General features: G+C 36.9%; 19 protein-coding genes. 5 read left to right on the top strand and 14 right to left on the bottom strand.

What is annotated here, in order from left to right:
• Positions 1–157 precede the first annotated feature (157 nt).
• The 3 genes from ACUN26_RS01215 to ACUN26_RS01205 form a co-directional block, all read right to left on the bottom strand.
• A complete protein-coding gene (locus ACUN26_RS01215; protein WP_002007015.1) occupies positions 158–1,648 on the bottom strand; it encodes a coproporphyrinogen III oxidase in 1,491 nt (496 codons plus the stop codon).
• Positions 1,649–1,789: 141 nt separating this feature from the next.
• Positions 1,790–5,671: an MSCRAMM family protein gene (locus ACUN26_RS01210; protein WP_041488054.1), complete on the bottom strand. Its 3,882-nt coding sequence runs from the start codon at positions 5,669–5,671 to the stop codon at positions 1,790–1,792.
• 393 nt (positions 5,672–6,064) lie between these two features.
• Complete coding sequence (locus tag ACUN26_RS01205) at positions 6,065–6,937, bottom strand: Cof-type HAD-IIB family hydrolase (protein WP_000640435.1); 873 nt, start codon at positions 6,935–6,937, stop codon at positions 6,065–6,067.
• 134 nt (positions 6,938–7,071) lie between these two features.
• Between ACUN26_RS01205 and ACUN26_RS01200 the strand changes: the two genes are divergently transcribed.
• Entirely contained in the window at positions 7,072–7,689 is a 618-nt protein-coding gene (locus tag ACUN26_RS01200) for a DNA-3-methyladenine glycosylase (protein ID WP_001148788.1), read from the top strand.
• 179 nt (positions 7,690–7,868) lie between these two features.
• On the opposite strand, the gene alsD is transcribed toward ACUN26_RS01200, so the two are convergent.
• The 4 genes from alsD to ACUN26_RS01180 all read right to left on the bottom strand — a co-directional run bounded on the left by alsD (position 7,869) and on the right by ACUN26_RS01180 (position 12,217).
• Complete coding sequence (gene alsD, locus ACUN26_RS01195) at positions 7,869–8,627, bottom strand: alpha-acetolactate decarboxylase (protein WP_000215002.1); 759 nt, start codon at positions 8,625–8,627, stop codon at positions 7,869–7,871.
• Between the two features lie 16 nt (positions 8,628–8,643).
• The gene (gene alsS, locus ACUN26_RS01190) at positions 8,644–10,332 is read right to left on the bottom strand and encodes an acetolactate synthase AlsS (RefSeq protein ID WP_000103538.1); all 1,689 of its coding nucleotides are present in this window, start codon (positions 10,330–10,332) and stop codon (positions 8,644–8,646) included.
• Positions 10,333–10,583: 251 nt separating this feature from the next.
• A complete protein-coding gene (locus ACUN26_RS01185; RefSeq protein ID WP_000164615.1) occupies positions 10,584–10,937 on the bottom strand; it encodes a YlbF/YmcA family competence regulator in 354 nt (117 codons plus the stop codon).
• A 143-nt stretch (positions 10,938–11,080) separates the two neighbouring features.
• Entirely contained in the window at positions 11,081–12,217 is a 1,137-nt protein-coding gene (locus tag ACUN26_RS01180; RefSeq protein WP_023441161.1) for a DUF445 domain-containing protein, read from the bottom strand.
• A gap of 134 nt (positions 12,218–12,351) precedes the next feature.
• On the opposite strand from ACUN26_RS01180, the gene ACUN26_RS01175 reads away from it, so the two are divergent.
• Together ACUN26_RS01175 and ACUN26_RS01170 are read left to right on the top strand one after the other, a co-directional pair.
• Positions 12,352–13,404, top strand: a complete 1,053-nt coding sequence (locus tag ACUN26_RS01175) for a YheC/YheD family endospore coat-associated protein (RefSeq protein WP_000242729.1) — start codon at positions 12,352–12,354, stop codon at positions 13,402–13,404.
• Positions 13,405–13,424: 20 nt separating this feature from the next.
• Positions 13,425–14,885 carry a YheC/YheD family endospore coat-associated protein gene (locus tag ACUN26_RS01170; protein ID WP_000658085.1) on the top strand — a complete coding sequence of 487 codons (1,461 nt, stop codon included), beginning with the start codon at positions 13,425–13,427 and terminating at the stop codon, positions 14,883–14,885.
• Between the two features lie 16 nt (positions 14,886–14,901).
• Here the strand turns inward: ACUN26_RS01170 and ACUN26_RS01165 are convergent, their stop codons facing one another.
• The gene (locus ACUN26_RS01165) at positions 14,902–15,147 is read right to left on the bottom strand and encodes a hypothetical protein (protein ID WP_000510453.1); all 246 of its coding nucleotides are present in this window, start codon (positions 15,145–15,147) and stop codon (positions 14,902–14,904) included.
• 527 nt (positions 15,148–15,674) lie between these two features.
• Here ACUN26_RS01165 and sasP point away from each other — a divergent pair.
• A complete protein-coding gene (sasP, locus tag ACUN26_RS01160; RefSeq protein ID WP_000013349.1) occupies positions 15,675–15,878 on the top strand; it encodes a small acid-soluble spore protein, SasP family in 204 nt (67 codons plus the stop codon).
• Positions 15,879–15,928: 50 nt separating this feature from the next.
• On the opposite strand, the gene ACUN26_RS01155 is transcribed toward sasP, so the two are convergent.
• From ACUN26_RS01155 to ACUN26_RS01135, 5 genes are all read right to left on the bottom strand, one after another.
• Entirely contained in the window at positions 15,929–16,663 is a 735-nt protein-coding gene (locus ACUN26_RS01155; protein ID WP_000623596.1) for an amino acid ABC transporter ATP-binding protein, read from the bottom strand.
• 28 nt (positions 16,664–16,691) lie between these two features.
• Positions 16,692–17,390 (bottom strand): amino acid ABC transporter permease, encoded by a 699-nt coding sequence (locus ACUN26_RS01150; protein WP_000281495.1) that lies wholly within the window; start codon positions 17,388–17,390, stop codon positions 16,692–16,694.
• Positions 17,377–18,174, bottom strand: a complete 798-nt coding sequence (locus ACUN26_RS01145) for an amino acid ABC transporter substrate-binding protein (RefSeq protein WP_000732848.1) — start codon at positions 18,172–18,174, stop codon at positions 17,377–17,379. Before ACUN26_RS01145 ends, ACUN26_RS01150 begins: the two co-directional genes overlap by 14 nt.
• 279 nt (positions 18,175–18,453) lie before the next feature.
• Positions 18,454–20,454, bottom strand: coding sequence for an ABC transporter ATP-binding protein (locus ACUN26_RS01140; protein ID WP_000116601.1), 2,001 nt, complete (start codon positions 20,452–20,454; stop codon positions 18,454–18,456).
• Entirely contained in the window at positions 20,451–22,211 is a 1,761-nt protein-coding gene (locus ACUN26_RS01135; RefSeq protein WP_000493209.1) for an ABC transporter ATP-binding protein, read from the bottom strand. The genes ACUN26_RS01140 and ACUN26_RS01135 overlap by 4 nt, the downstream gene beginning before the upstream one ends.
• Before the next feature lie 645 nt (positions 22,212–22,856).
• Here ACUN26_RS01135 and gapN point away from each other — a divergent pair.
• The gene (gene gapN / locus ACUN26_RS01130; protein ID WP_000213650.1) at positions 22,857–24,296 is read left to right on the top strand and encodes an NADP-dependent glyceraldehyde-3-phosphate dehydrogenase; all 1,440 of its coding nucleotides are present in this window, start codon (positions 22,857–22,859) and stop codon (positions 24,294–24,296) included.
• A 40-nt stretch (positions 24,297–24,336) separates the two neighbouring features.
• Here gapN and racE read toward each other — a convergent pair whose 3' ends face one another.
• Complete coding sequence (gene racE, locus ACUN26_RS01125) at positions 24,337–25,164, bottom strand: glutamate racemase (RefSeq protein WP_000109655.1); 828 nt, start codon at positions 25,162–25,164, stop codon at positions 24,337–24,339.
• Positions 25,165–25,191 lie beyond the last annotated feature (27 nt).

Below are 25,191 nucleotides of genomic sequence, written 5' to 3'. Positions count from 1 at the left end.
ACTCAATATATATCAGCGATTTTTCGAATATATCGACTTACCGACAAAAACTGACAAAATAAAACGAAACTTTAATCGGGTTTTTACAGGCAGCCTTCCCCCCGCAAATAGCCGGATAAAAAAGAGACTGTTCCAAATCGGAACAGTCCTCTTATGCTTACACAAACAGCTCTTCTAAAATTTTCAGTTTATCTTCTGTATATTTTACAAAGCCATCGTTATATGATTTTGGATCTTTCGGATTCGCGAAATGCGTAATTGCGCCCGTCTTCGGATGAACAAACTTACTTGAAGCACCGCAGCCAAGCCCGATAATCGATTGTACTTCTTCCATTATGACAATGTTGTAAATACTTTCTTGCGTAGGCATTGCATAACCAACGTTCTCTAAGTTACCTAAAATATTCTTTTGACGATATAGGTAATATGGTACGTAATTATGCTTTTGCGTCCACTCTTCTGCTTCGTGCATCATCGCTGTAATTTCTTCACGACCTGCTACTTTATATTTACGTTTGTTTTGTGTCATTTCAGAAGCACGTTTAAATGATAACGTATGAACTGTTAATGATTCTGGCATTAACTTTTCTGTTTCATCTAACGTATGCTTGAAGATATCTAACCCTTCACCAGGAAGACCAATAATTAAGTCCATATTAATATTGTTCATTCCCATTTCACGAGCTAAATGATACTTCTCAATTGTTTCTTCTACAGTATGATGACGGCCAATTGCTTTTAGTGTTTCTTGATGGTATGACTGCGGATTAATACTAATGCGGTCAATATTCCATTTATTTAACACTTCTAGTTTCGCTGGCGTGATTGTATCTGGACGACCTGCCTCAACAGTTACTTCACGCACATTTTTCACATCTGGGAATGCTTCATACATTTCTTCATACAGCATATCCATCTCTTCTGCTGTAATACTTGTTGGTGTACCGCCGCCGTAATAAATTGTCGTAACTGTCACACCTTTTTCTTTTAAAAACTTACCAATTTCACGAACTTCATAATGTAGACCACCTAAGAACGAATCAACAGATCCTTGGCGTCCGTTAATTGCGTAAGCTGGGAATGTACAGTATGCACATTTCGTCGGACAGAATGGAATACCGATATAAATACTTACTTCCTCTTTCAAACGGTATAAATCCGGAACAACTGCTAATTGACAATCAACAATACGCTGAAGAAGTTCAATTTTCTCTTCATGAATTAAATAGCTTTCACGAAGTTCTTGATGTGCTTCTTCTTTTGACATACCACTTTGAAGCATTTTATGAAGAAGTTTCGTCGGACGTACTCCCGTTAAAATACCCCAGCTTTGTTCAAGACCTGTTAACTGCTGAAGAACAGAAAGATATACATAAGAAACAACATGTTTCACTTGCTTCATACGCTCTTTTTCATCTGTAAAAGCAGATAAATCTTTCGCGAATGTTTCTTCATACACATTTCCAGTAGCAACATCTGTTAAGCGAGCTGATGCTTTCACATTCTCTTCAATGTGTATATCAACGATAAGATTTGCTTCCTCTTGTTCAAATCCAATCGTACTATCTTCAAAAAATAAGCCGCCAATATTTTGTAGCGGACGTAAAAAACGATCATCTTGTAACGTTTTAATTGAAATTAACAACATTATCACCTTTTCATTTGCAAACTCTCTTTAGTTTACTTGAAGGGCGTTTGCAGGTCAATACAGAAGGTTTTATCTTATTCCTTCTATTAATAACTTAAAGGCATAAGAGATAACATTTCTCTTATGCCTTTTATACATCTATTAACTATTTTTAGTCATAAATCTTAAACGTATTCCTAATAACACAAGAACAAAACCAACGAATGGGAGATAGTTCATATCATGTCCTGTGGCTGGAAGTTGTTGATTATTAGAAGAACCTTCCCCTTTTTCGGGTAAGTTAGGCTTCTCTGTTCCTTCACCTGGTGTCTCTGTTCCTCCACCTGGTGTTTCTGTTCCTCCACCTGGTGTTTCCGTTCCTTCACCTGGTGTTTCTGTTCCTCCACCTGGTGTTTCCGTTCCTTCACCTGGTGTTTCTGTTCCTCCACCTGGTGTCTCTGTTCCTCCACCTGGTGTTTCTGTTCCTCCACCTGGTGTTTCTGTTCCTCCACCTGGTGTTTCTGTTCCTCCACCTGGCTCTTTTTGATTTGTAATTTGAAGTTTTATAACTTCAATTTTTTGATTAGAAATCGTAAACTTAATTTCCTTATTAGATAAAGTGTATCCTTCTGGAGCCTGTACTTCTTTTAAAATGTAATCTCCTGGTTCAAGTTTCTTGGAAGTTGCTTTACCATTTTTATCTGTTGTTAATTTGTCTATTTTCGTTCCGTCTTTCAAAATTTCAAAAACTGCGCCTGCTAATATTTTATTTGTATCATTCGCATCTACCTTTGTAATTTCTACTTGACCTGTTATTTTTTCTTTCACTTTTTCATTCAATACTTCTTGTTTTACTAATTCATTTGCTACGATGTTTACTTCTACTGTCACTTCCAGCGCCTTATAACCTTCTGGCGCTTTCGTTTCCTCTAACGTGTATTTTCCTGGCACTACGTTTTCGAATTTCACAACACCATCTTTATCTGTTGTTTTCATTTCTCCAACTACTTGACCACTTTCGTTTTTCAGTATAAATTCTGCGCCTGCTAGAACTTTTCCACTCTCTGCATCCTTTTTGATTACTTGTAAGCTTCCTAGTTCTTTCGCATTTTCTACTTGTACTTGTACTACTTTGTTTGCTTCTACAACGACTTCAATTTCTTCTTTTAACAACTTATATCCTTGTGGTGCTTTCGTCTCTTTTAATGTGTACTTCCCTGGTTCTACTTTCTGAGAGATTACTTTACCTGTTTTATCTGTTCGTAATGTCTCTACTTTTTTACCATCTTTATACACTTCGAATTCTGCGTCTGATAATACTTTCGCTTTATCATTCGCATCTACTTTTACGATTTCGAATTGACCAAGGCTCTTACTATTGGTTACTTTTACATCAATAACTTTTTCACCGTCAACTGTTACATGAATTACTTGTTTTGTTAACTCATAACCTTCTGGCGCTTTTGTTTCTTCTAACGTATATTCCCCCGGCACTAGTCCGTCTACTTTTACAGTTCCGGACTCATCTGTTGTAATTCCTTCTTTTACAACATTTCCTTTCGCATCTTTCAATGTAAATTGTGCGCCTGCTAAACGTTTCGTTTGATCTTTATCATCCATTTTAATAATTTGTAGAGAACCTAAGATTTTTTCGTTTTCTGCCTCTATTTTTACTACTTCTTTCTCGTTTTGAATTGTTACTTTCCATTCTTTATTAGAAAGTTTATAGCCCGTTGGTGCTTTCGTCTCTTTCACTGTGTATTCACCTAATGGTAATTTCGGTGACATCACTTTTCCACTCTCATCTGTTTTCAGTTCCGCTACCTTTTCACCATCTTTATACACTTCGAATTCTGCACCTGATAATACTTTCGTTTTATCATTCGCATCTACTTTCACAATTTCGAATTGACCTGTTACTTTTTCATTCGTAACTTCTTGTTTTACTACTTCATTTGCTACGATGTTGACTTCTACTGTCACTTCCAGCGCTTTATAACTTTCTGGCGCTTTCGTTTCTTCTAACGTGTATTTTCCTGGCACTACGTTTTCGAACTTCACTACGCCATCTTTATCTGTTGTTTTCGTTTCTCCAACTACTTGACCACTTTCGTTTTTCAGTATAAATTCTGCGCCTGCTAGAACTTTTCCACTCTCTGCATCCTTTTTGATTATTTGTAAGCTTCCCAGTTCTTTCGCGTTTTCCACTTGTACTTGTACTACTTTATTTGCTTCCACAACGACTTCAATTTCTTCTTTTAACAACTTATATCCTTGTGGTGCTTTCGTTTCTTTTAATGTGTACTTCCCTGGTTCTAATTTCTGAGAAATCACTTTACCTGTTTTATCTGTTCGTAACGTATCTACTTTCTTGCCATCTTTATACACTTCAAATTCTGCGCCTGATAATAGTTTCTCTTTATCATTTGCATCTACTTTCACGATTTCGAATTGACCTGTTACTTTTTCAGGGATTTTTTTATTCAACACATCTACAGTAATTACTTTATTAGCCTCTACATTTACAGGAACTGAACTAGATGATAGTTCATATCCTTTCGGGGCTTCTACCTCTTTTAATGTATATGTTCCAACTGGAAGTTGTTTTGATAAAGCTTCACCTTTACTGTCTGTAATAATTGTTTCGACAACTTTCCCATCTTTATCGATAACATCAAATTTTGCACCTGGTAGAAGTTGACCAGATTCATTATCTTTTTTCAACAATTTAAATTGGCCATTTTCAACTTTTTTCGTATTCTTCATAACAAGTTCAATTACGTTTGTACTATCAATTGTTACTTTTACTGGTGTATCAACTTTTATATATCCTTCTGGTGCACTAATTTCTTTTACAAAATAATCACCAAGTGGTAAATCTTTTACTTCCGCAATACCCTTTTCGTTTGTTGTAACAGTAGCCACAACAGTATTATCTTTGTCTATAACATCAAATTTTGCGTCTTTTAAAACAATGTTTTCATCGTTTTCATCAACTTTTTTAATTTGTAAATTTCCTTTTTCAGCTGCTAGCTTATTCCACTTTGGCCAGTTAAATTTAAAGTTATGAACCTCAAAACCATCTCTTTGGTGTAATCCTCCAACATAGGCTTGTCCATTAATAGAACCACCTTTTGTTTTTACAACTGCGTTAGGTGCAAACACACTACCTACTACACCATAACCTTTAGTTGTTATCTTTGTAGCATTAGGAAATACCCAAATTACCTTACTAGCTAACTCAGTAAAAGATGAATTAGGGTCGTATGCTTGAGATGTATTAATTAAGTCTGTTGCCATCCCAGTATTTCTTGTATCATACAAAATTGCACCGCCACCAAAACTCACTTCTTCTGCATCTGAATAAATAACAATGAAGTCTTTATTCTCTACATTTGGAAGATAAACGTCTTTTACATCAAATGTTTTCTTTCCCGTTTGGCCTGAAGAGACATAAATATTAGGGTTGTTTACATCTTCACCGATTCCAAAGCTCATATTAAGTGTTGGCTTATCAGTGTGTAATTGGCCCGCATCCCCGATTACACCATCAACGTCTTTTCTAAATTCTTTAAACTTAGCATCAATCTCCGCTTGCTCTTTATAAGAGATACGGTCATATGACGTTTTCATTGCGCCATCTGGGTCACCGTCTTTTGTCATCGCCACTGTTCCATCTTGAATAATTACTTGTCCTGCTCCCGCTTTCGTAAATTGACCGCCTAGTAATAATGATGGATATCCTTCATCTACCCAAGTTGCTCCAGCTAAGTTATTTGCTCCAGTTGCAGCCGCTACGACTGTATAACTTGATGCGTTCATATTTTTCTGAACAGCCATCGCACCTTCAATATCCGCACTCGTTGCACTATGATCTCCAAAAATGATGGCGTTGTAATAAGATACATCACCTAAACCTTTTAATTCTGTTGTAGCTGCCTCTGCTTTAAATGGTAAATGGATTAAAAAATTCATACATATTAGTAATACAACTATTAAACTACTACTTAACTTTTTAATTTTTTGATTAAATGATTTCCTCAAGAAATTCATTCCCCCTTTTAAACTTCCTAAAATCATAAAAAGAAACACATTTCATATGTGCCAGATCTTACTCACATTAACTTAAAATAATCCATTTAAATAAAACAAAGAAACGCTACAACTAATTAATAAAATTACTACAATTCATTTTTGAAATAATACGTGAACTACACTATCATGCGGAAATGTTTTACATACGGGAGCCCAATAAAATTTATCTGAAGAATATTTCATGTGGTGTAACTATTTTGGGAACATCATCCACTTTATATTAGTTTTCTAAAGGATTCAAGTGAATTGTATAGATTTCATACACAATTCACAACCTAAAACGCTTTCATTCCTTTTAGTAAGTTCAACAAAAAAACGTAGCCACAAAGCTACGTTTTTCTTTCATCGTTTCGGTGTATTTTTATGGTTTTTCAAAAACGGAAGTGGGAATTGCTTACGGAAATGCTCTTTAATCATATACTCTACACCGTTCTCACTATTTGAACGTGTAATCCAATCTGCCGCTTGCTTTAACTCTACAGGCGAATTCCCCATCGCTACCCCAAGTCCAACGTTTTCAATGACCTCTAAATCTTCCATGCTATCCCCAATCGCAACCATTTCATTTAGCGAAATATTTAAATGCTCTCCAAGCAACTGTAATCCGCGTAACTTTGATACATTTTGCGGCAAAATTTCTATTCGTTTTGCGTCACATTCAACATACTCTATATCTTGGAATGCTTTTCTTAGCGTAGTTAGCCCTCTTTCCTTTTCACCTTTACTATGGAAAACAACATCAATTTTTGGTGCCGCTACCGGATGATCACGAAGCGCATCGCCTAACGAATCTACAAATTGAACTGGATAAAATAACGGATCTGCGCTTGATAATACAGTACGCGCAATTAAGTTTGGTGTATTTCTCTCCCGGTTTCCGATTGAAAACCGCTCATGAGAAATGCGTACATTACAATCAAAGTGCTCTAACACTTGCACAATGTTAAAAGTCTTCTCTTCAGATAATCTTCTTTGAACGTAAGGCTTATCTAACGTTGCTGAAACGAAAGCACCACCATGTGTCACTAATATAGAATCTAATTTTAACGCCTTTGCTACTTTATGAGCGGATTGAAAATTACGACTCGTAAATAATGTAACGTATACATCTTTTCTTTTCACAAATTCAATTGTTTCTCGTAATCCTTTTGCGATTTTTCCGTTATTGTATAGTAGTGTCCCATCTATATTAAGAGCTAGTAAGCGATAAATCATGTCGCACTCCCCCTCTTCGCTGTTGTACTCTATCCATAATTTATGAAATAAATGTAGCAAATAGAACGAGTTAGAATTACTACTGAAAATTTGGTTTACTATATACATATACACTCAGTAAAGGAGATAGTACAATGCAGGCACCACCTTCTTTTTACGAAGGCGACACGTTAGAAGTCGCAAAGAAATTACTCGGCCAAAAACTCGTTCATATTGTAGACGGAATAAAACGAAGCGGCATCATTGTGGAAGTAGAAGCATATAAAGGCCCAGATGATAAGGCCGCACATAGTTATGGCGGCAGACGAACGGATCGTACAGAGGTCATGTTTGGCGCACCGGGGCATGCTTACGTATATTTAATTTACGGTATGTATCATTGTTTTAACGTCATTACAGCGCCAGTTGGCACCCCGCAAGGCGTTCTCATTCGAGCGCTTGAACCTGTAGATGGGATTGAAGAAATAAAACTAGCGCGCTACAACAAAACAGACATTACGAAAGCACAGTACAAAAATTTAACAAACGGTCCTGGCAAACTATGCCGTGCACTCGGAATTACTTTAGAAGAACGCGGCGTATCATTACAAAGTGATACGTTACATATTGAACTCGTTCCAGAAGAAGAACATATGTCATCACAATATAAAATAACAGCAGGACCTCGTATTAATATCGACTATGCAGAAGAAGCTGTGCATTATCCGTGGCGGTTTTATTATGAGGGGCATCGGTTTGTTTCAAAGAAATAAGCGATATCAACGATTTTTCAAATATATCTATCGTAACTTACAATATATCAACGATTTTTCGAATATATCTATCGTAACTTACAATATATCAACGGTTCGACAAGAAATATCGATTTATCGACAAATAATAACATTACGAATAAAAGAAGACTGTTCCAAAATGGAACAGTCTTTCCCTCTTACTCTGCACCTTCCGCAGTCGCAATATCATTTTCTAAGTTTTCTCTTGATAATTCAGCCGCCATAAAGTCAGCTGTTTCTGGAAGTGCTAAATGCATATGAGCTTTTTGACAAATTTGGATCGTACAGTTTTCTATAACATAGTCGAAAACATGTCCGCCCCCGCGAATTTCACCATCAATGTAATGTAAGTGGAACCCAGCTACACCAATGCCTTGCGCGTAATCTGGTGTCCAAAATCCAGCTAGTGTACCTTCTGTATTTTTAAACGAAAAGATTGGTTGTGATTTCGTCACTTCAACGAGCGGTGTATACGGTTTTTCTTGTCTTGGAACAGTTCTCGTCCTTACTTCACGGAACGTACCGTCCATTCGAATAGCGTAGAATAAGTTTTTACTCGGCATTAATTCATGTAATAACGCTTCAACTTCTTCACGATTCATCGGACGCTCTACCGTATAACTCATTTCTTTTTCAAAAAACGTTACAGTCGCAAATGGCGTTGTTTCTTCTGGCTCTACTTTTTCCGCTGAACCGTCTGAACGTAAATGATAAAATTCATTATCAAATGCAATCATTTCACCATCTAATTGATCAAATGTGCCGATGCCAAAATCACCATGTTCTTTTAGTTCCTCAAAGCTAATCACACCATCATATATACCATCTAATAGCGCAAGCATTGTAGATGTTTGATATACTTCATTACTCATTTTTGTTTTTTTTGCATCAATATCAATGAATTGCGCAACAGTCATCTCAACCATGCCTCCATTAGTTTAATTGGTTTGGTAATAGTTTTTCACTTAGTTTAATGTTGTCACGGTAGTCAATTGGAATATCAATAATGACAGGACCTTCTGCTTCTAATGCTTCTCTCAATACACCTTCTAATTCGTCTGGTGTATTGACACGAAGACCTATGGCTCCGAAACTTTCTGCATATTTCACAAGATCAACATCGCCAAACTCTGTAGCTGATGTTCTACCGTATTTCATCATTTGTTGGAACGCAACCATATCATATGTACCGTCTCTCCAAACGAGATGTACAACCGGTGCATTTAAACGTACCGCTGTTTCTAACTCCATCGAAGAGAATAAGAAACCACCATCACCTGACACGGAAACAACTTTTTTTCCCGGTTCAACTAAAGTAGCGGCAATTGCCCAAGGTAGTGCAACACCTAACGTTTGCATACCGTTACTAAATAATAGTCTACGTGGTTCATAAGAACGGAAACATCTCGCCATCCAAATAGAATGGGAACCGATGTCACACGTAACAGTTGTATCGTCACTAATTAAAGAACGAAGTGTGCGAATGACTTGAAGCGGATGCGTAACACCTTCAGAAGCGCGGTTTGGAACTTCTGCTTGCTCTGATAACTTCGCGCGTAATCGTTCTAACACTGCTTCTGATTCCGTGCTTAATACAAGTTTCGGTAATTTTTCTGCAATGCTATTTACAGTTAAAGCGATATCGCCAATTAATTCACGCTCTGGTTGGTAATCATGATCGATATCTGCTTGATGGTCATCAAGATGAATGATCGTTCTGTCCCCAAGTTTATTCCAAAATTTCGGATCGTACTCAATTGGATCATAACCGATAGAAATAACGAGATCCGCTTCTTCTAGTAAAATATCACCTGGTTGATTACGGAATAATCCAACGCGGCCGAAGAAATGATCTTCTAACTCACGTGAAATTGCACCAGCTGCTTGATACGTTTCAACGACAGGAAGTTCTGTATCAGCAATTAATTCACGAACAGCTTTCGTCACTTCATTTGTGCTCGCTCTCATACCGAGTAAAATAACTGGTAATTTCGCTGATTTTATTTTTTCTACCACATATGTAATATCATATGTGGGAGCGATTCCAAGCTGTGGCTTAGAAAGCGCACCGATAGACTCTACAGTCGTTTCCGCAGTCATAACATCTTGCGGAAGACTTACTAAAGTTGCTCCCGGATTTGTGGAGGTAGCACTTCGAAATGCATTTGATAGTGCTTCTGGTACGTTATCCGGATGCTCTACTTCTACGCTATATTTTGTGATTGGTTCGAATAGTGCAGCATTATCCATAGATTGATGGGTACGTTTTAATCGATCCGTACGTGGAACTGCACCAGCTAAAGCAACAACGGGATCACTCTCCGCATTCGCAGTAACAAGACCTGTCGCTAAATTTGATGTCCCTGGTCCTGAAGTCACAAGACACACACCCGGTTTCCCTGTTAATCTACCAATAGCAGCTGCCATAAATGCTGCGTTTTGTTCATGACGACAAACGATTAACTCTGGTCCTCTTTCTTGCAATACATCAAATACAGAGTCAATCTTCGCTCCTGGAATACCGAAAACATGTGTAACACCTTGTTTAATTAAACAATCAACAACAAGATCTGCTCCTTTTGTTTTTGTCTTCACGTCGTTTGCTTTTACACCTGTACTCATCAAACTAATCATCCCTTTATTTCATAATGTGTGTAATAAAGATTTTAATTTCACCTAGTTAATTAATATGGTGAAGTATCATGTATCATTATATTACAAATGCATTATTTTTCCAACAATATGAATTTGACAGTATTTTGACAACCCTTAAAGAATACGCTTACAATTAATTTGTTTTTTAAAATAACATTTACTTTTAAACTTAATTCCCTAAACAAAAAAGACGCCCCATAAAGGAGCGTCTTCCACTATTACGCTTGTTGCGCGCTATATAATTCTTCAAGTGGCTTCATGATAATTTTGTTAACGTCACCGATTACAACGTTTAGGCGTTGCTCAGTTTCCATTAATTTTGTGATTTTAGCATCTTGTTGAATGCGAGCTACAACTTCTTGTGCTTGTTGGTTGTCTTCTTCAGTGATTTCTTGGCCTTGCATCATTTTTTGTTGTAGGCTAAGTTGCATCGTACGGAACTCTTCAAATAAGTTCTTTGAAGCTGCATCTCCTTGTACTGCCGCATAGCTCTCTTTTAAAGTTTTGAAGTCTTCGTTTTCAGCGATTGCTTTTTGTAATTCATATGCTACATCATGAATGTTTTTTGTCATTTTATTTTTCCTCCTTTAGAAGGCTAGCGCTTTTCGCTCACACTGCCTTTTAAGTGCATTTACATACGCACCTCTTCTTACCATATCAAACTATGCAAGAGATGTGAAGAAATTTCACTCTTATTTCTATGTACTTATCTTTACTACCTAAGGAACAACAGTAACAACCCTTGCACGAGTCCAATCATTCCGCCTAATAAGGCACCTAAATACGTAATCATTTTCAGCTCATTTTTTGTAATGGACAGAACTAAATCTTCTAGTCTCTCTGTTGAAAATGTAGACACTTCTTGCTGGACAATTTCCGCAAGATGTAGATTATTTAGTATGGTCTCTACATTTTCTGTCCCCCACTTCAAGCCTTTCGTTACTGCGCTTGGAACCACTTTTTCAATGATTGTTTCTCGAACTGGCGCACACACTTGCTGTACAGATTGGTTTAAAAACTTACTCACTGTTTCCTCAACTTTAACTGCAGACAATATGGAGCTTACAATCATTTCTTTTTCTACAAACGTTTCTAATTCTTTTACATCTCTTCCCTTTAACTTTTCCCACTCTTTTTGCAGTACATTAGTTAAAAGCTTTTCCGTACCATCTTGACCTAAAAATTTAATTACCTCTGGCTGCACACGATCCACTACACTTACATTCCCTAGAAACATCCCGACTAAGTTAAGTAATGTTCCACGAGAAGCAAAGAAATCATCAATCATTTTTGAAAGGCGCGCTTTCCCTTCTTCACTTTCAAAAAATTCAATTCCTCGCTCTAAAATAAAAGCCGAGACATTTGGAATTGCATTCTCTATTTTTTCATGTACAGAATGAGGTAAAGCTTGTTCCCATGTATATGTATAGTACTCCGCTAAAAATTCCTGAACTTTTTTTGTAATCACATGCTCGATTTTCCCGGTCGCCTCTTCTTCTACATGTGCTACATTCCATTTTTCTAACATATGTCGCAGTGATTGTTCATTCGTAATGACTTTATCCACTTCCACTTGCACCCAGTGAATTAAACTTTTTTGAAACTCTTCATTTGTTAGCTTTTTTCCGATTCCTTCTGGCGTTAACAAATGCTCGACTACCATTTTCCCTAATTGAACAGCAAGCTCATCACGTCGCTTCGGAATTAATCCAGGTGTAAATGGCAATTGAAACTTTCCAATATAAATAGGACGATGGGGACGAAATAACATTTTTATCGCTAAGTGGTTCGTATATCCTCCAATAATCGCTCCGAGCCCTGTCGTCGTTAACATATTCAACCATATATTCATTACAATCAACCTTTCGCTTCTCCAAAACTATAGCATATCATCATACGGACAAAAGTATAATGGTATAAAAATGTATTTGCAATATATAGCTTCGCCTATTATGCCAACACTTTGTTAGTAAAGGAGTGATTTCGTTGGTTCTCGGTATTTTAACTTCCCGGCCTCATTATGAGCAAACGTATTACACCGAAATCGCCAAACGCGCTCGGCTTTATCATAATGTCGTTGCCCAGTTTACACCATTTTGTATTGATCCTAAAACAGACCTTGTTTCTGGTCTTATTTATGATACAGATACAGGAAAATGGAAAGAGCAAACATTCCCTATTCCTTCTTATATATACGATCGTTCTTCTTTTAACGAGGATACAGACTTTGAAAAAGCTAAATCAATTATTCATTCATTACACAACCGTCCTTCCACTACCTTTTTAAATAACACACTTATTGACTTAAGCGAACTACATGATTTATTTCTTACTAATAAAAAATTATTTCCTTATATACCAAAATTTGAAATAGCAACGATACACAACATTTTCAAACTTTTATTAAAAACAAAAGATATTATTATACGTCCTACTCATACACATTCCAATGAAAGTCTGTACCGGATCGCTTATAAAAATAAAACGTTTCATATCGATACAATACATGACGCATATCATACTTCTACTCCAATCAAACGGACAGATGAGTTTATATCTTGGTACAAATCTAACATACAATCAACACGTTATATCGCCCATACGATGCTACAACCACCGAACCAACTAACGTATCCACTCCACATTCGAACCATTTTGCAAAAAAATAAAGAACAAAAATGGAACGTTATCGGTCAATTTATACAAAAAAGCTCATTTCCGAATCAATTTTTACTTTCCGTAACGGATGATTCCTCGCTGCATTCATTATCAAAAATTAAATATGTACTATCTAATACCGGTGTGCAACTATTACAAGACGCTTTACACGACATTATAAATGAAGTGTTTCAAACATTAGATCAATCTTATTCTTCTTTATTCGAACTAGAACTTTCCACAATTATGGATCAAAAAGGGGCGATTTGGCTTATGTATGTCAACACGATTCCCCCTTACGAACGTTACATTCATCATAATGATTCGTTAGCTGAAAAGATCTTTCACGGACCACTAAAATTTAGCCGCTTTACACCATAACGAAAGGAGGGAATCCCATTTTGAAAGAGCACATATATACATTAAACATTTCAGATGAGCATCCAAATAGTATTACTTTACCTTACATTTTTTCTATTACACCACCTATTACATCCCTTTCCTTCGGCAGACGCCATGTTGCAAGTGAAGAGGTAAAAATTCATTATTCCTTTACTCGTGAAATTATGATTGGAAAACGAATTGCAGAAAAACTTTTACTCCCTCATTCCACTACCATTCATGCCTTTACACAAAATGAAACAATTATTTTCGGACCATTAGTCGGTATTTTCACAACTGGTTTTAACGATGACTCACCTATTCCTTTAGGAAACCGTTCCACATCTCTCAGTGAGTTGCTAACACCACCATTTACATTACGACCGTTCGTATTCGTTTTTGGCGTTCAACATATAAACTGGGAAGAAGAAACGATTGATGGGTATTTCTTTCAAGAAGGAAAATGGCTAAAGAAAAAAGTTCCTTTGCCAAATGTCATTTACGATCGACTACCAAATCGTAAAGCAGAAAATTATAAACCAATCGTTAGAGCAAAAAGGAAATTAGAACATGACTATAACATTCCATGGTTTAACCCAGGATTTTTTAATAAATGGGACGTTCATCAACTTCTCATGAAGGACGATTCAATTGTGCCTTTATTACCAAACACAGAGACATTTCAGCACTTCGAACAAGTAGAACGGTTTCTTGGCACATATAAATCAATTTACATGAAACCGATACACGGTAGCTTCGGAAGAAATATTCATCAACTATTTTATTCTCAAACAGAGAATTGCTACTACTGTCGTTATCGCGAAAATGAAGAGAATAAACTAAGAAAGTATCAATCATTAGAAACACTTCTGAACCACGTATTAAAAGGACATGATTTAAAGAAGTTTATCGTACAGCAAGGTATTTCTTTACTTCGCTTCGACGGGCAACCTGTTGATTTTCGCATTCATACAAATAAAAACCATTTCGGTAATTGGGTCGTCAGTGCCATCGTCGCCAAAATTGCTGGCAAAGGTAGCTTAACCACACATGTAAATAGCGGTGGTGATACAAAATTACTACAAGAACTTTTTCCAGATTCAACGAAACAAGTTCAAATTGAAAATAAATTAAAACAAACAGCCTTGCAAATAAGTTACGCGCTCGATGGGCAAGTAACTGGGAACATTGGAGAAATCGGTTTTGATATTGGTTTAGACATGCAGGAAAATCCGTGGCTATTTGAAGCAAATTCAAAACCTGGGCGAACTGTATTCCAAGATGAAAAGTTAAAAGAACAAAGTGAACTGACGCGCCAATTATTTTACGAATATGCTATCTACTTAACTGAACATTCTTTGCGCGATGCAAAAGAAAAAATGTCCCAAATGAAATTAGGGACTTCATCAAACACCGAACATATCCCTTCTCCTATGATTCACTCACAAATACGAAAACAAAAACTTCCACCTCATTCATAAGGTGGAAGTTTTCTATTTACACAAGTTTTACTACAACCTCAGTTTCCACGTTACATACTCCGCAATAAAAAATATGATTGCAATATTCTTGTGAATGATTATGTGTTAATCCATCTACCTCACTTAATAATTCCTGATCCATATACGCACTATAATCGTCTATGTAATCTACAGTTTTCCCATAATCTTGGAGTATACCTTGGCAATTTTGACAAGAATAGGTTTGTGATTCGAATGCGTTGCAAAGCGGGCAAATCCCCATCATGATTCCTCCATACATTATCGTTTAACATCATTTAAAGTTCTTTCTTTTTAGGTTGAAGAAAGCATCTAGCCATGAGTAGATACGGTCAGTTCCTTTCTTTCCCTTTCCCTTTCCATGCCCCATCCCTAGTTAAACCAGAAATGAGAAGTTAATGCCTTTTTAGTTTTTATATTACTAAGCTGCAATTGTAATGTATCTCACTTTCATAAACCATCAATAAAAAGCTAATTATTAGCCCTAACATAGTAGGGTTCAAAGAGAACACCATATTTAATATCGCTCTTAGTTTAGCCTTCTTTCTTAAAAATACAACGATTACTCTTATTTCATAATTTACGAAATCACTACGTTTTTTTGACAAAATTTACAAATTATTATTTTGTATATCTTTCTAGGTAACATCCATACTATGAGTACAAACTTAATTACCGATGGATTAGCGCCAAACGGGGCGATAATATCTGGTTCAAATCCAGCTAGTCCAACCAAAAAAATTTTTATAACTCTAAGGAGGATATATTCCTATGGCAAACCAAAGTTCTTACAATCAATTAGTAGTACCAGGAGCAACAGCTGCAATCGATCAAATGAAGTACGAAATCGCTCAAGAATTTGGTGTACAATTAGGAGCAGATTCTACGGCTCGTGCTAACGGTTCTGTTGGTGGAGAAATCACAAAACGTCTAGTTGCAATGGCTGAGCAAAGCCTTGGCGGATTCCAAAAATAAATATATATGGCAAAAAGGTCTCAAGGCATATGCCTTGAGACCTTTCTTAATTATTGAAGCATTTGTAAAAATTTCTTCGTGCGTTCTTCTTTTGGATTTGTAAATACATCTTCTGGTGTACCTTGTTCGACAACGACACCGCCATCCATAAAAATAACGCGATTCGCAATTTGATGAGCAAAACGCATCTCATGCGTTACAATAACCATCGTCATGCCTTCTTTAGCAAGTTCTTTCATTACCTTTAGAACTTCTTGAACGAGTTCAGGATCAAGTGCTGACGTCGGTTCATCAAATAGTAACACTTCCGGCTCCATCGCAAGCGCGCGAGCAATTCCAACGCGCTGTTGTTGTCCGCCTGATAATTGGAACGGATATAAATCCACTTTATCTGCTAAACCAACTTTTTCAAGGAAATAGTTTGCTTTTTTCTTCGCTTCTTCTTTCCCCATCTTTTTCACTGTAACGAGCCCTTCCATTACATTTTGAATGGCTGTTAAATGCGGGAATAAGTTATGATGTTGGAACACCATTCCTGTTTGTGTACGAAGATTTACAATATCTTTCTTCGATACTTTTTGAGCGAAATCAAGCTCTTTATTGCCGATACGAATGCTACCAGCGTTCGGTGTTTCTAGAACGTTTAGGCAACGTAGAAACGTCGTTTTACCAGATCCAGAAGGTCCGATAATAACAACAACTTCACCCTTCTCAACTGATAGATCTATATGCTTTAGTACGGTATTATCTCCGAAACTTTTTTGTAAGTGCTGAATTGAAATCATAAAAACAAAAACTCCTTTTGTAAAAGGATTATTTTAATGTGTAGCGTTCTGAACGCTTTTCTAACATCTGTTGTACGATTGATAATAAGAAACAAATAACCCAATAAATAAGACCTGCTTCAAAATAAACAATTAAAAACTCATAGTTCATTGCCGCAATTTCCTGCGCTTTTCGGAACATTTCTGTTACTAAAATTAACGATGCTAATGAAGTATCCTTCACTAAGCTAATAAATGTATTCGAAAGCGGCGGAATTGATACGCGCGTTGCTTGCGGTAAAATAACACGTTTTAATGCTTGTGGATATGTCATCCCAATTGTATAAGCTGCTTCCCACTGTCCTTTCGGAATTGAAAGGATAGAAGCACGAATAATTTCAGATGCATACGCACCAACATTTAATGAAAATCCAATAACTGCTGCTGTATACGGCTCAACTTCAATATTAAGAGTTGGAAGACCATAGAAAATAATAAATAACTGTACAAGAAGTGGCGTTCCGCGAATGATAGATACATAGATACGAGCAATCCATTGTAAAATACGACTACCTGAAATACGCGCGAGCGCTGTTAACGTCGCCAGTATAATTCCGATAATGAATGTAATAAGCGTTAATGGAATTGTCGTAAAGACAGCTTCCTTCAGCATAGGCATGAAGGAAGACTGCATAATATCTATCCAAGTAGACAATCGATCTGAAACCAATGCACTACTTAGATACATTTTCACCGAACCATTTTTTCGCTATTTTGTCGTACGTACCATCTTTTTTCATATCTTCTAACGCTTTATCAACTTCTTGTACAAGCTTATCGCTACCTTTACGGAATAAGAATCCACTTTGTGAAGCTTCTTTTTCTGTATCTACAATTTTAATTTTTGCATCTTTTTTCGTTTCTAAGTAGTTTAATACTGATAACTTATCATTAATTGTGAAATCAACACGGCCAGTGTTTAACAATTCTGCCGCTTGGCTAAAGCCTTCTACGTTAGTAATTTCCGCACCATTTTTCTTAGCAATATCTGCATAGTTACTTGTTAAAGATTGCGCTGCTTTTAACCCTTTTACATCAGCAAATGTAGCAGGTTTATCTTTATCTTTTGCAATAACTAATACTGCTGAAGATGAAACGTATGGTTTAGAGAAATCATATTTCTTTTGACGATCTTCACGAATACCAACTTCGTTCGCAACCATATCGAAACGCTTCGCATCTAAACCAGCAAGTAAGCTATCCCATTGTGTTTCTTTAAATACAGGTTTTACACCTAAACGTTTTGCAACTTCTTCTGCTAATTCAACGTCAAATCCAGTTAATTTATTGCTTGAATCGTGGAACGTAAATGGTGGGTATGTACCTTCTGTACCAATTACAAGTTCACCGCTTTGTTTAATCTTTTGTAATGCGTCTTGACTAGCTGTATCTTTTTTCTCTTCTTTACCGCAGCCGGCTACAATCCCGATCGCTAATGTAGTTACTGCAAGCACTGAAAATAATTTTTTCATGATGGTAATCCTCCAAGTATTCTGATAGGAATTTAAAAACTATATTGATTGTATGCAATCTTGAACAATTTTTCAATGAAAATGTTCTTATTTAGTTTATCCTTTTTCTTCATAATCAAACAAAATGGAAAAATAACGCTACATACAAAAAATAAGTAACATTTTTTAATATAGCATTAATTGTAGGAAAGGTAAAATAATACTTCTTATTATGTACCTTTATCGCCGACATTTTGCTAACAAAAAAGAACTTGCGACAATCGCAAGTTCTTCCCCGCATTAAGCGCTCTGGTTTCCTTCCATTTGCGTTTTGTACATATCGTAATAACGCCCACGCTTTTTCATCAATTCATCATGAGAGCCTTTTTCTAAGATTGTTCCTCTATCGAGTACAATAATTTGATCCGCACTTTTAATTGTTGAAAGACGGTGAGCAATAATAAACGTCGTTCTCCCTTTTTTCACAACTTCTAGCGCTTGTTGAATCATTGCCTCTGTCTCTGTATCAATACTAGATGTTGCTTCATCTAAAATTAAAATGGCTGGATCAAAAGCGAGTGCCCTAGCAAACGATATAAGCTGGCGTTCTCCGGTTGAAAGTGTACTTCCTTTCTCCGTAATTTCTTCGTTTATATTGTTCGCAAACCTTTCCGCACCCACATCACGTAATGCTTTTACGATGCGATCTTTTGAAATTTTTTCGTTCTCTAAGCTTACATTGGAAGCGACCGTCCCGCTAAATAAAAACGGATCTTGTAATACGATTCCCATATGCTCACGAGTTGCTTGTTTCGGCATTTCTTTTACATCGTGACCGTCTATCGTAAGCTTCCCTTTTTCAAACTCATAAAATTGAAAGAGTACATTCATAATGGAACTTTTTCCTGATCCAGTATGACCGACAAGTGCTACTGTCTCGCCTTGTTTCGCTTCAAAAGAAATATTTTTTAGCACTTCATCTTTTCCATTATAAGAAAACGAAACATTATCAAACTTCACATTTCCTTGTAAGCGAGGCATGCGCTCTTCTTCCACTGCCTCTCCCTTTTCCTCTAGCAATTCGAAGACACGCTCTGATGCAACGCGCGATTGTTCTAAGTTAGCAAGCTGATTTACCATATTTGTAATTGGTGAGAACAATCTCGTTAAATAATCGACGAACGCATACAGTATCCCTAGAGAAATGATGCCTGAAGCACTTAATGAAGCTCCCCCGAAATACCAAATCACACCTGTGAAAGCGATATTTCGTAATACAGACACTAAGTTATGCGAAGTTGCTGCATTTAAATTTAAAATTTTATTTTGATACTTAAAATAATCGCCATTTAATTCTTCAAACTCTTTTTTCGTTTCACGCTCTTGACGGAACGTTTGAATAATTGGCATCCCTTGAATCGATTCATTCACTGTACCGTTAATATCGGATAAACGTGAACGCATTTTATGATTGTATACAGATGCATACTTTCTATATAAAATCGCCCAAACAATTAAAATCGGGATAATTAATAAACAGAACGACGCAAGTTTCACATCGAGTAAAAATAGCGCTGCAAATATCCCGATAATATAAATGAAACTAGAGACGAATGTCGCAAGCACTGTTACGTATAAATCCCGAATCGCCTCTGTATCATTCGTTACACGCGAAACGATTTTCCCTGCTGGTAAATGATCAAAGTATCTAATCGGTAACGTTTGAATATGAGAGAAGACGTCTTCCCTCATAATTTGAATAATTTTGTTTGCTGCCTTCTGTAAGAAAAACTGCTTTCCATATGCAAATAATGACACAATTACTAATAGAGCAAAATAGCCTCCACCAAGTAACAGTAGGGGGTTTATTTCTGGCTTATAAAACGCAAACACTTCTTCCTTCGTTAATGCTTTCGCTTTATACACTTGCACCGCCTTACCATTTTGAATGGTAATCATATCCCCTTTCACAGAACGTGACCCTTCAATATTTACTTTATTTGGTACAAAGTAATATTGAAAACCGACTTGCATCACGCGTACTTCTTTTCCTTTTTTTTCACCTTGTTCAAAGCGATCACTTCGCTTATAATAGGCGCCATTATATGCAACAGCATCTTCACTCTTTTCTGTCTCATACCAAGATTTTTCTATCGCGACGATATGATCGTCAATCATCGTTTTAGCGACGAACGGACCGGCAAGCTCAGCGATAACGAAAATAAATAACATCGCCATCGCTGCAAAAATCGTCCCTTTTACTTTCATCGCATATTGAAACAATCGTTTTGAAACACTCATATTTTCACCCCACTATCCGCACTCTCATTTTCACCTTGTTGTCTTTCAAACTGCTCAGCATACCAGCCTCCGTTTCGAAGTAACTGGTCATGCGTGCCTTCTTCCATAACTTCGCCGTCATCCATAACGAGAATCCAATCTGCATGTTGTACGGCAGATAAACGGTGCGTCGTAATAATCGTCGTCTTTCCGCTTCTTTCCGTTCTTATATTTTCAATGATCGCCGCTTCCGTACGAGCATCGACAGCTGATAACGAATCGTCCAAAATTAATATTTCTGGATTTTGAATAACCGCTCTCGCAATCGAAATCCTTTGCTTTTGCCCTCCTGATAACGAAACACCTTTCTCTCCAACGAGCGTTTCTAATCCTTCTGGTAAAAACTCTAAGTCTTTTGTAAACGCAGCAATTTCAATGGCTTTCTCGAGCTCTTCTTCAGTCGCTTCCCTGTTTCCGAATAAAATATTTTCCCTCGCTGTTTTTGAGAATAAAATGTGCTCCTGAGGTACATATCCAATCCACCCGAGTACATTATCACTCGTCATTTTATCTAATGTCACATCAGAAACTGCAATATCCCCTTCTCCAAGCGGATATTGACGAAGAAGCTGACGTACGAGCGTCGTTTTTCCGCTTCCTGTTTTTCCGACAACCCCTAGCGTTTCTCCTTGTTTTAATGTAAAAGAAACCTTTTTTAAATTTTCTTCAGCTGATGAAGGATAGGAAAAAGAAACTTCATCAAACTGAATATAATCAGGATCTTGTACAAGCTTTGGATTTTTCGGATTCTTTACATCTGGTTCATATGCTAACGTTTCATTCACACGATCTAACGAAGCATTTCCTCTTTGCATAACATTAATTAATTCGCCAATTGCAAACATCGGCCAAATCATCATCCCTAAATACACGTTAAAGGAAACTAGTTCGCCAAGTGTCACCTTTGATTGAAATACAAGGTATGCACCGTACACTAAACCAATTAAATAACTAAGACCGACAAGCATTTTCACAGTTGGTTGGAATAACGCATCGATTCTTGCTACCTTCATATTCTTTTCGTAGACGTCATCTCCTAAATGATGAAATCTTTCCTGATCTGCGTTCTCTTGTACGTATGCACGAATCACGCGCACGCCAGCAATTGATTCAAGTACTTTATCATTCATATCACCGAACGCATCTTGCGCAACTGTAAACCTTTCATGCAATTTCTTTCCATATATATTCATCGCATATGCCATAATTGGCAGCGGTATAAGGGCCGCTAATGTAAGCTCCCAACTTATTGTAAATCCCATCATAAAAACGATTGTAAGCATATATAAACTAGAATCTACAAGCGTTAATATACCAAAACCAGCTGTCATAGCGATTGCTTTTAAATCGTTTGTTGCTCTCGCCATTAAATCGCCAGTACGATTTTTTTGATAAAACGTCGGTGTCATCTTGAGTAAATGCCCCATAAATTTCGAGCGCATCGTCTTCTCAAGTACGAACGCACCTCCAAATAATTGATGCTGCCAAACAAAAGTAAGGCCATATCCAACTATCGTAACTCCTATTAAAATAAGAATAGACTCCATAATTGCTGCATTCGTTAACGTTCCTGTTTTTATATTATCAATCGTAACCCCTAGTACTTTTGGGGGAATGACTTCAACTATATTTACAATTAAAAGCGCACCAATTGCGATACTATATCTCTTCCAATGCTCTTTAAAAAACCATCTTAACTTTAGTAATACTGAAAACAATGTAACCTCTCCCTTCTCGTTTTCGTTCCACTCTCATTTCTTTATCCGCTATCCAAACCAATCACATTTACATTTCGTAACCCATACAATCTCATCACATTTTTCCACCTTCCAAATTTCAGTTTTATAGTAACCATACAAAGTATGGAAACAAGCAAATTGGACAAAAAAAAGCATACCGTCGCTTGACGATATGCACAAAAATGCATAAAAGCGTACGTTACGATATACGCAACGTACGCTTTTTATAAGACAAAAATGCCCTATATATCCGTACGGGTTGCGTAATGATATGAATGTTTTCCGTTATTTAACAGAGCTAAGCCCATTACATTTACGATTACAATCATTACGCACACCCCTTTCATTTATTTTCCATTTATAATCTTATAACTTCTTTGAGTATTCTGTCAATTGTTTTTTTTGCAAATTGAAGAAAATAGATACCAATCACGATAAAATGAAGAGGATTTATGACGAGATAAAGCAGTTTGAAATAAGGGAATCTTCTGTAAGAAAGGGCATACAAAATAAAAAAAGAATAAGAAATCGTTTTCACAAACATTTCATTTGAAAAATATTATCAAACCCCCTACAATCACCTTATACTCACTCTTACAAGTTGCTATTTTAGGAGGACTAATCATGACAACTAGCAATACGTACAAATTTTATTTAAACGGAGAATGGAGAGAAAGCTCTTCAGGACAAACAATCGACATTCCATCTCCATACTTACACGAAGTAATTGGTCAAGTACAAGCAATTACTCGCGGAGAAGTAGATGAAGCAATTGCATCTGCAAAAGAAGCTCAAAAATCATGGGCTGAAGCTTCTCTACAAGATCGCGCAAAATATTTATATAAATGGGCTGATGAGCTCGTAAATATGCAAGATGAAATTGCCGATATTATTATGAAAGAAGTCGGTAAAGGATATAAAGATGCGAAGAAAGAAGTTGTTCGTACAGCTGATTTCATTCGTTACACAATTGAAGAAGCTCTACATATGCACGGAGAAAGCATGATGGGCGATAGCTTCCCTGGCGGAACAAAATCAAAACTTGCGATTATCCAACGTGCACCACTTGGTGTTGTATTAGCAATCGCACCGTTTAACTACCCAGTAAACTTATCTGCTGCAAAACTTGCACCAGCATTAATTATGGGTAACGCTGTTATTTTCAAACCAGCAACTCAAGGTGCAATTAGCGGTATTAAAATGGTTGAAGCACTTCATAAAGCTGGCCTTCCAAAAGGTCTTGTAAACGTAGCTACAGGACGCGGTTCTGTAATTGGTGACTACTTAGTAGAACACGAAGGTATCAATATGGTATCGTTCACAGGTGGTACAAACACAGGTAAACATTTAGCGAAAAAAGCTTCAATGATTCCACTTGTACTAGAACTTGGTGGGAAAGACCCTGGTATCGTTCGTGAAGATGCTGACTTACAAGATGCTGCAAACCATATCGTAAGCGGTGCATTCTCTTACTCTGGTCAACGTTGTACAGCTATTAAACGTGTACTTGTACACGAAAACGTAGCGGACGAGCTTGTTGAATTAGTAAAAGCGCAAGTAGCTAAACTATCAGTTGGATCTCCAGAACAAGACAGCACAATCGTTCCATTAATTGACGATAAATCTGCTGACTTCGTTCAAGGCTTAGTTGACGACGCTGTAGAAAAAGGTGCTACGATCGTTATCGGTAACAAACGTGAGCGTAACTTAATTTACCCAACATTAATCGACCACGTAACTGAAGAAATGAAAGTTGCTTGGGAAGAGCCATTCGGCCCAATCCTTCCAATCATCCGCGTTTCTTCAGATGAGCAAGCAATTGAAATTGCTAACAAATCAGAGTTCGGCTTACAAGCAAGTGTCTTCACAAAAGACATTAACAAAGCATTTGCAATTGCTAACAAAATCGAAACTGGTTCTGTTCAAATTAACGGACGCACAGAGCGCGGCCCTGACCACTTCCCATTCATCGGTGTAAAAGGTTCAGGTATGGGCGCACAAGGTATTCGTAAGAGCCTTGAGTCTATGACACGTGAAAAAGTAACTGTATTGAACTTAGTTTAATCTTATATAGAAGCTGATCTAGTTTTAGATCAGCTTCTTTTTATTTCACGAGTTGTTTTTCCATAGGTAAATTCACACATTCTACAGAAATTTCATATCCTAGCCAAAGCTCAGCAATATGTTCAAATGATAAAACAGAGCCTGTTGTAAAAAATCGATGCTTCGGATTCAAATTGTCAGACAGGATTCCTTTGTGCTGTAAAATTGTGCTTAATTCTATCGCTGTTTCTTCTGCAGAACTAATAATCGTTACATCTTCTCCTAGTTCCTTTTTTATATAGGACTCTAAAAGTGGATAATGCGTACACCCAAGAATTAACGTATCTATATCTTCTTTCGTTAATGGCAGTAAAGCTTGTTTCACTTGCTGCGTTACATATGCTGTATCTTCTAATTGATTTTCTGCAACTGTAGCTAAAGTCGGGCACGCGTGACTATGCACTTCCAAATATGTATCAAGCTCGTGTAATGCTTTTTCGTACATATTAGACTGTATCGTACCTACAGTTCCAATTACTCCGATTTCCCCTTTCTTTGTCACTTTAATTGCCGCTCTTGCTCCCGGATGTATAACGCCAATAACCGGAATAGACAGTGCTTCTTGCAGCGCAGTCAATGCAGCAGCTGCAGCAGTATTACATGCTACCACTAGCGCTTTTAACGGAAACTGTTTGAGGAACTCAACCATTTCAAATACGAAAGATTGTACCTCTTCTACACTTCTTGGCCCATACGGACAACGCTCATTATCACCAATATAATAAATGCTCTCTTTAGGCAATTGTCTTATAATTTCACTCGCAACTGTTAATCCCCCAACTCCCGAATCTAGCACACCTATTACTGAATGTTTATGACATACAGACATATACTTCATCCCCTTCTCAATCTTCTA

This window comes from Bacillus sp. WC2503 (assembly GCF_052682895.1).
The sequence above is the reverse complement of the archived record's forward strand: the minus strand, read 5'-3'. Positions and strand labels throughout refer to the sequence as shown.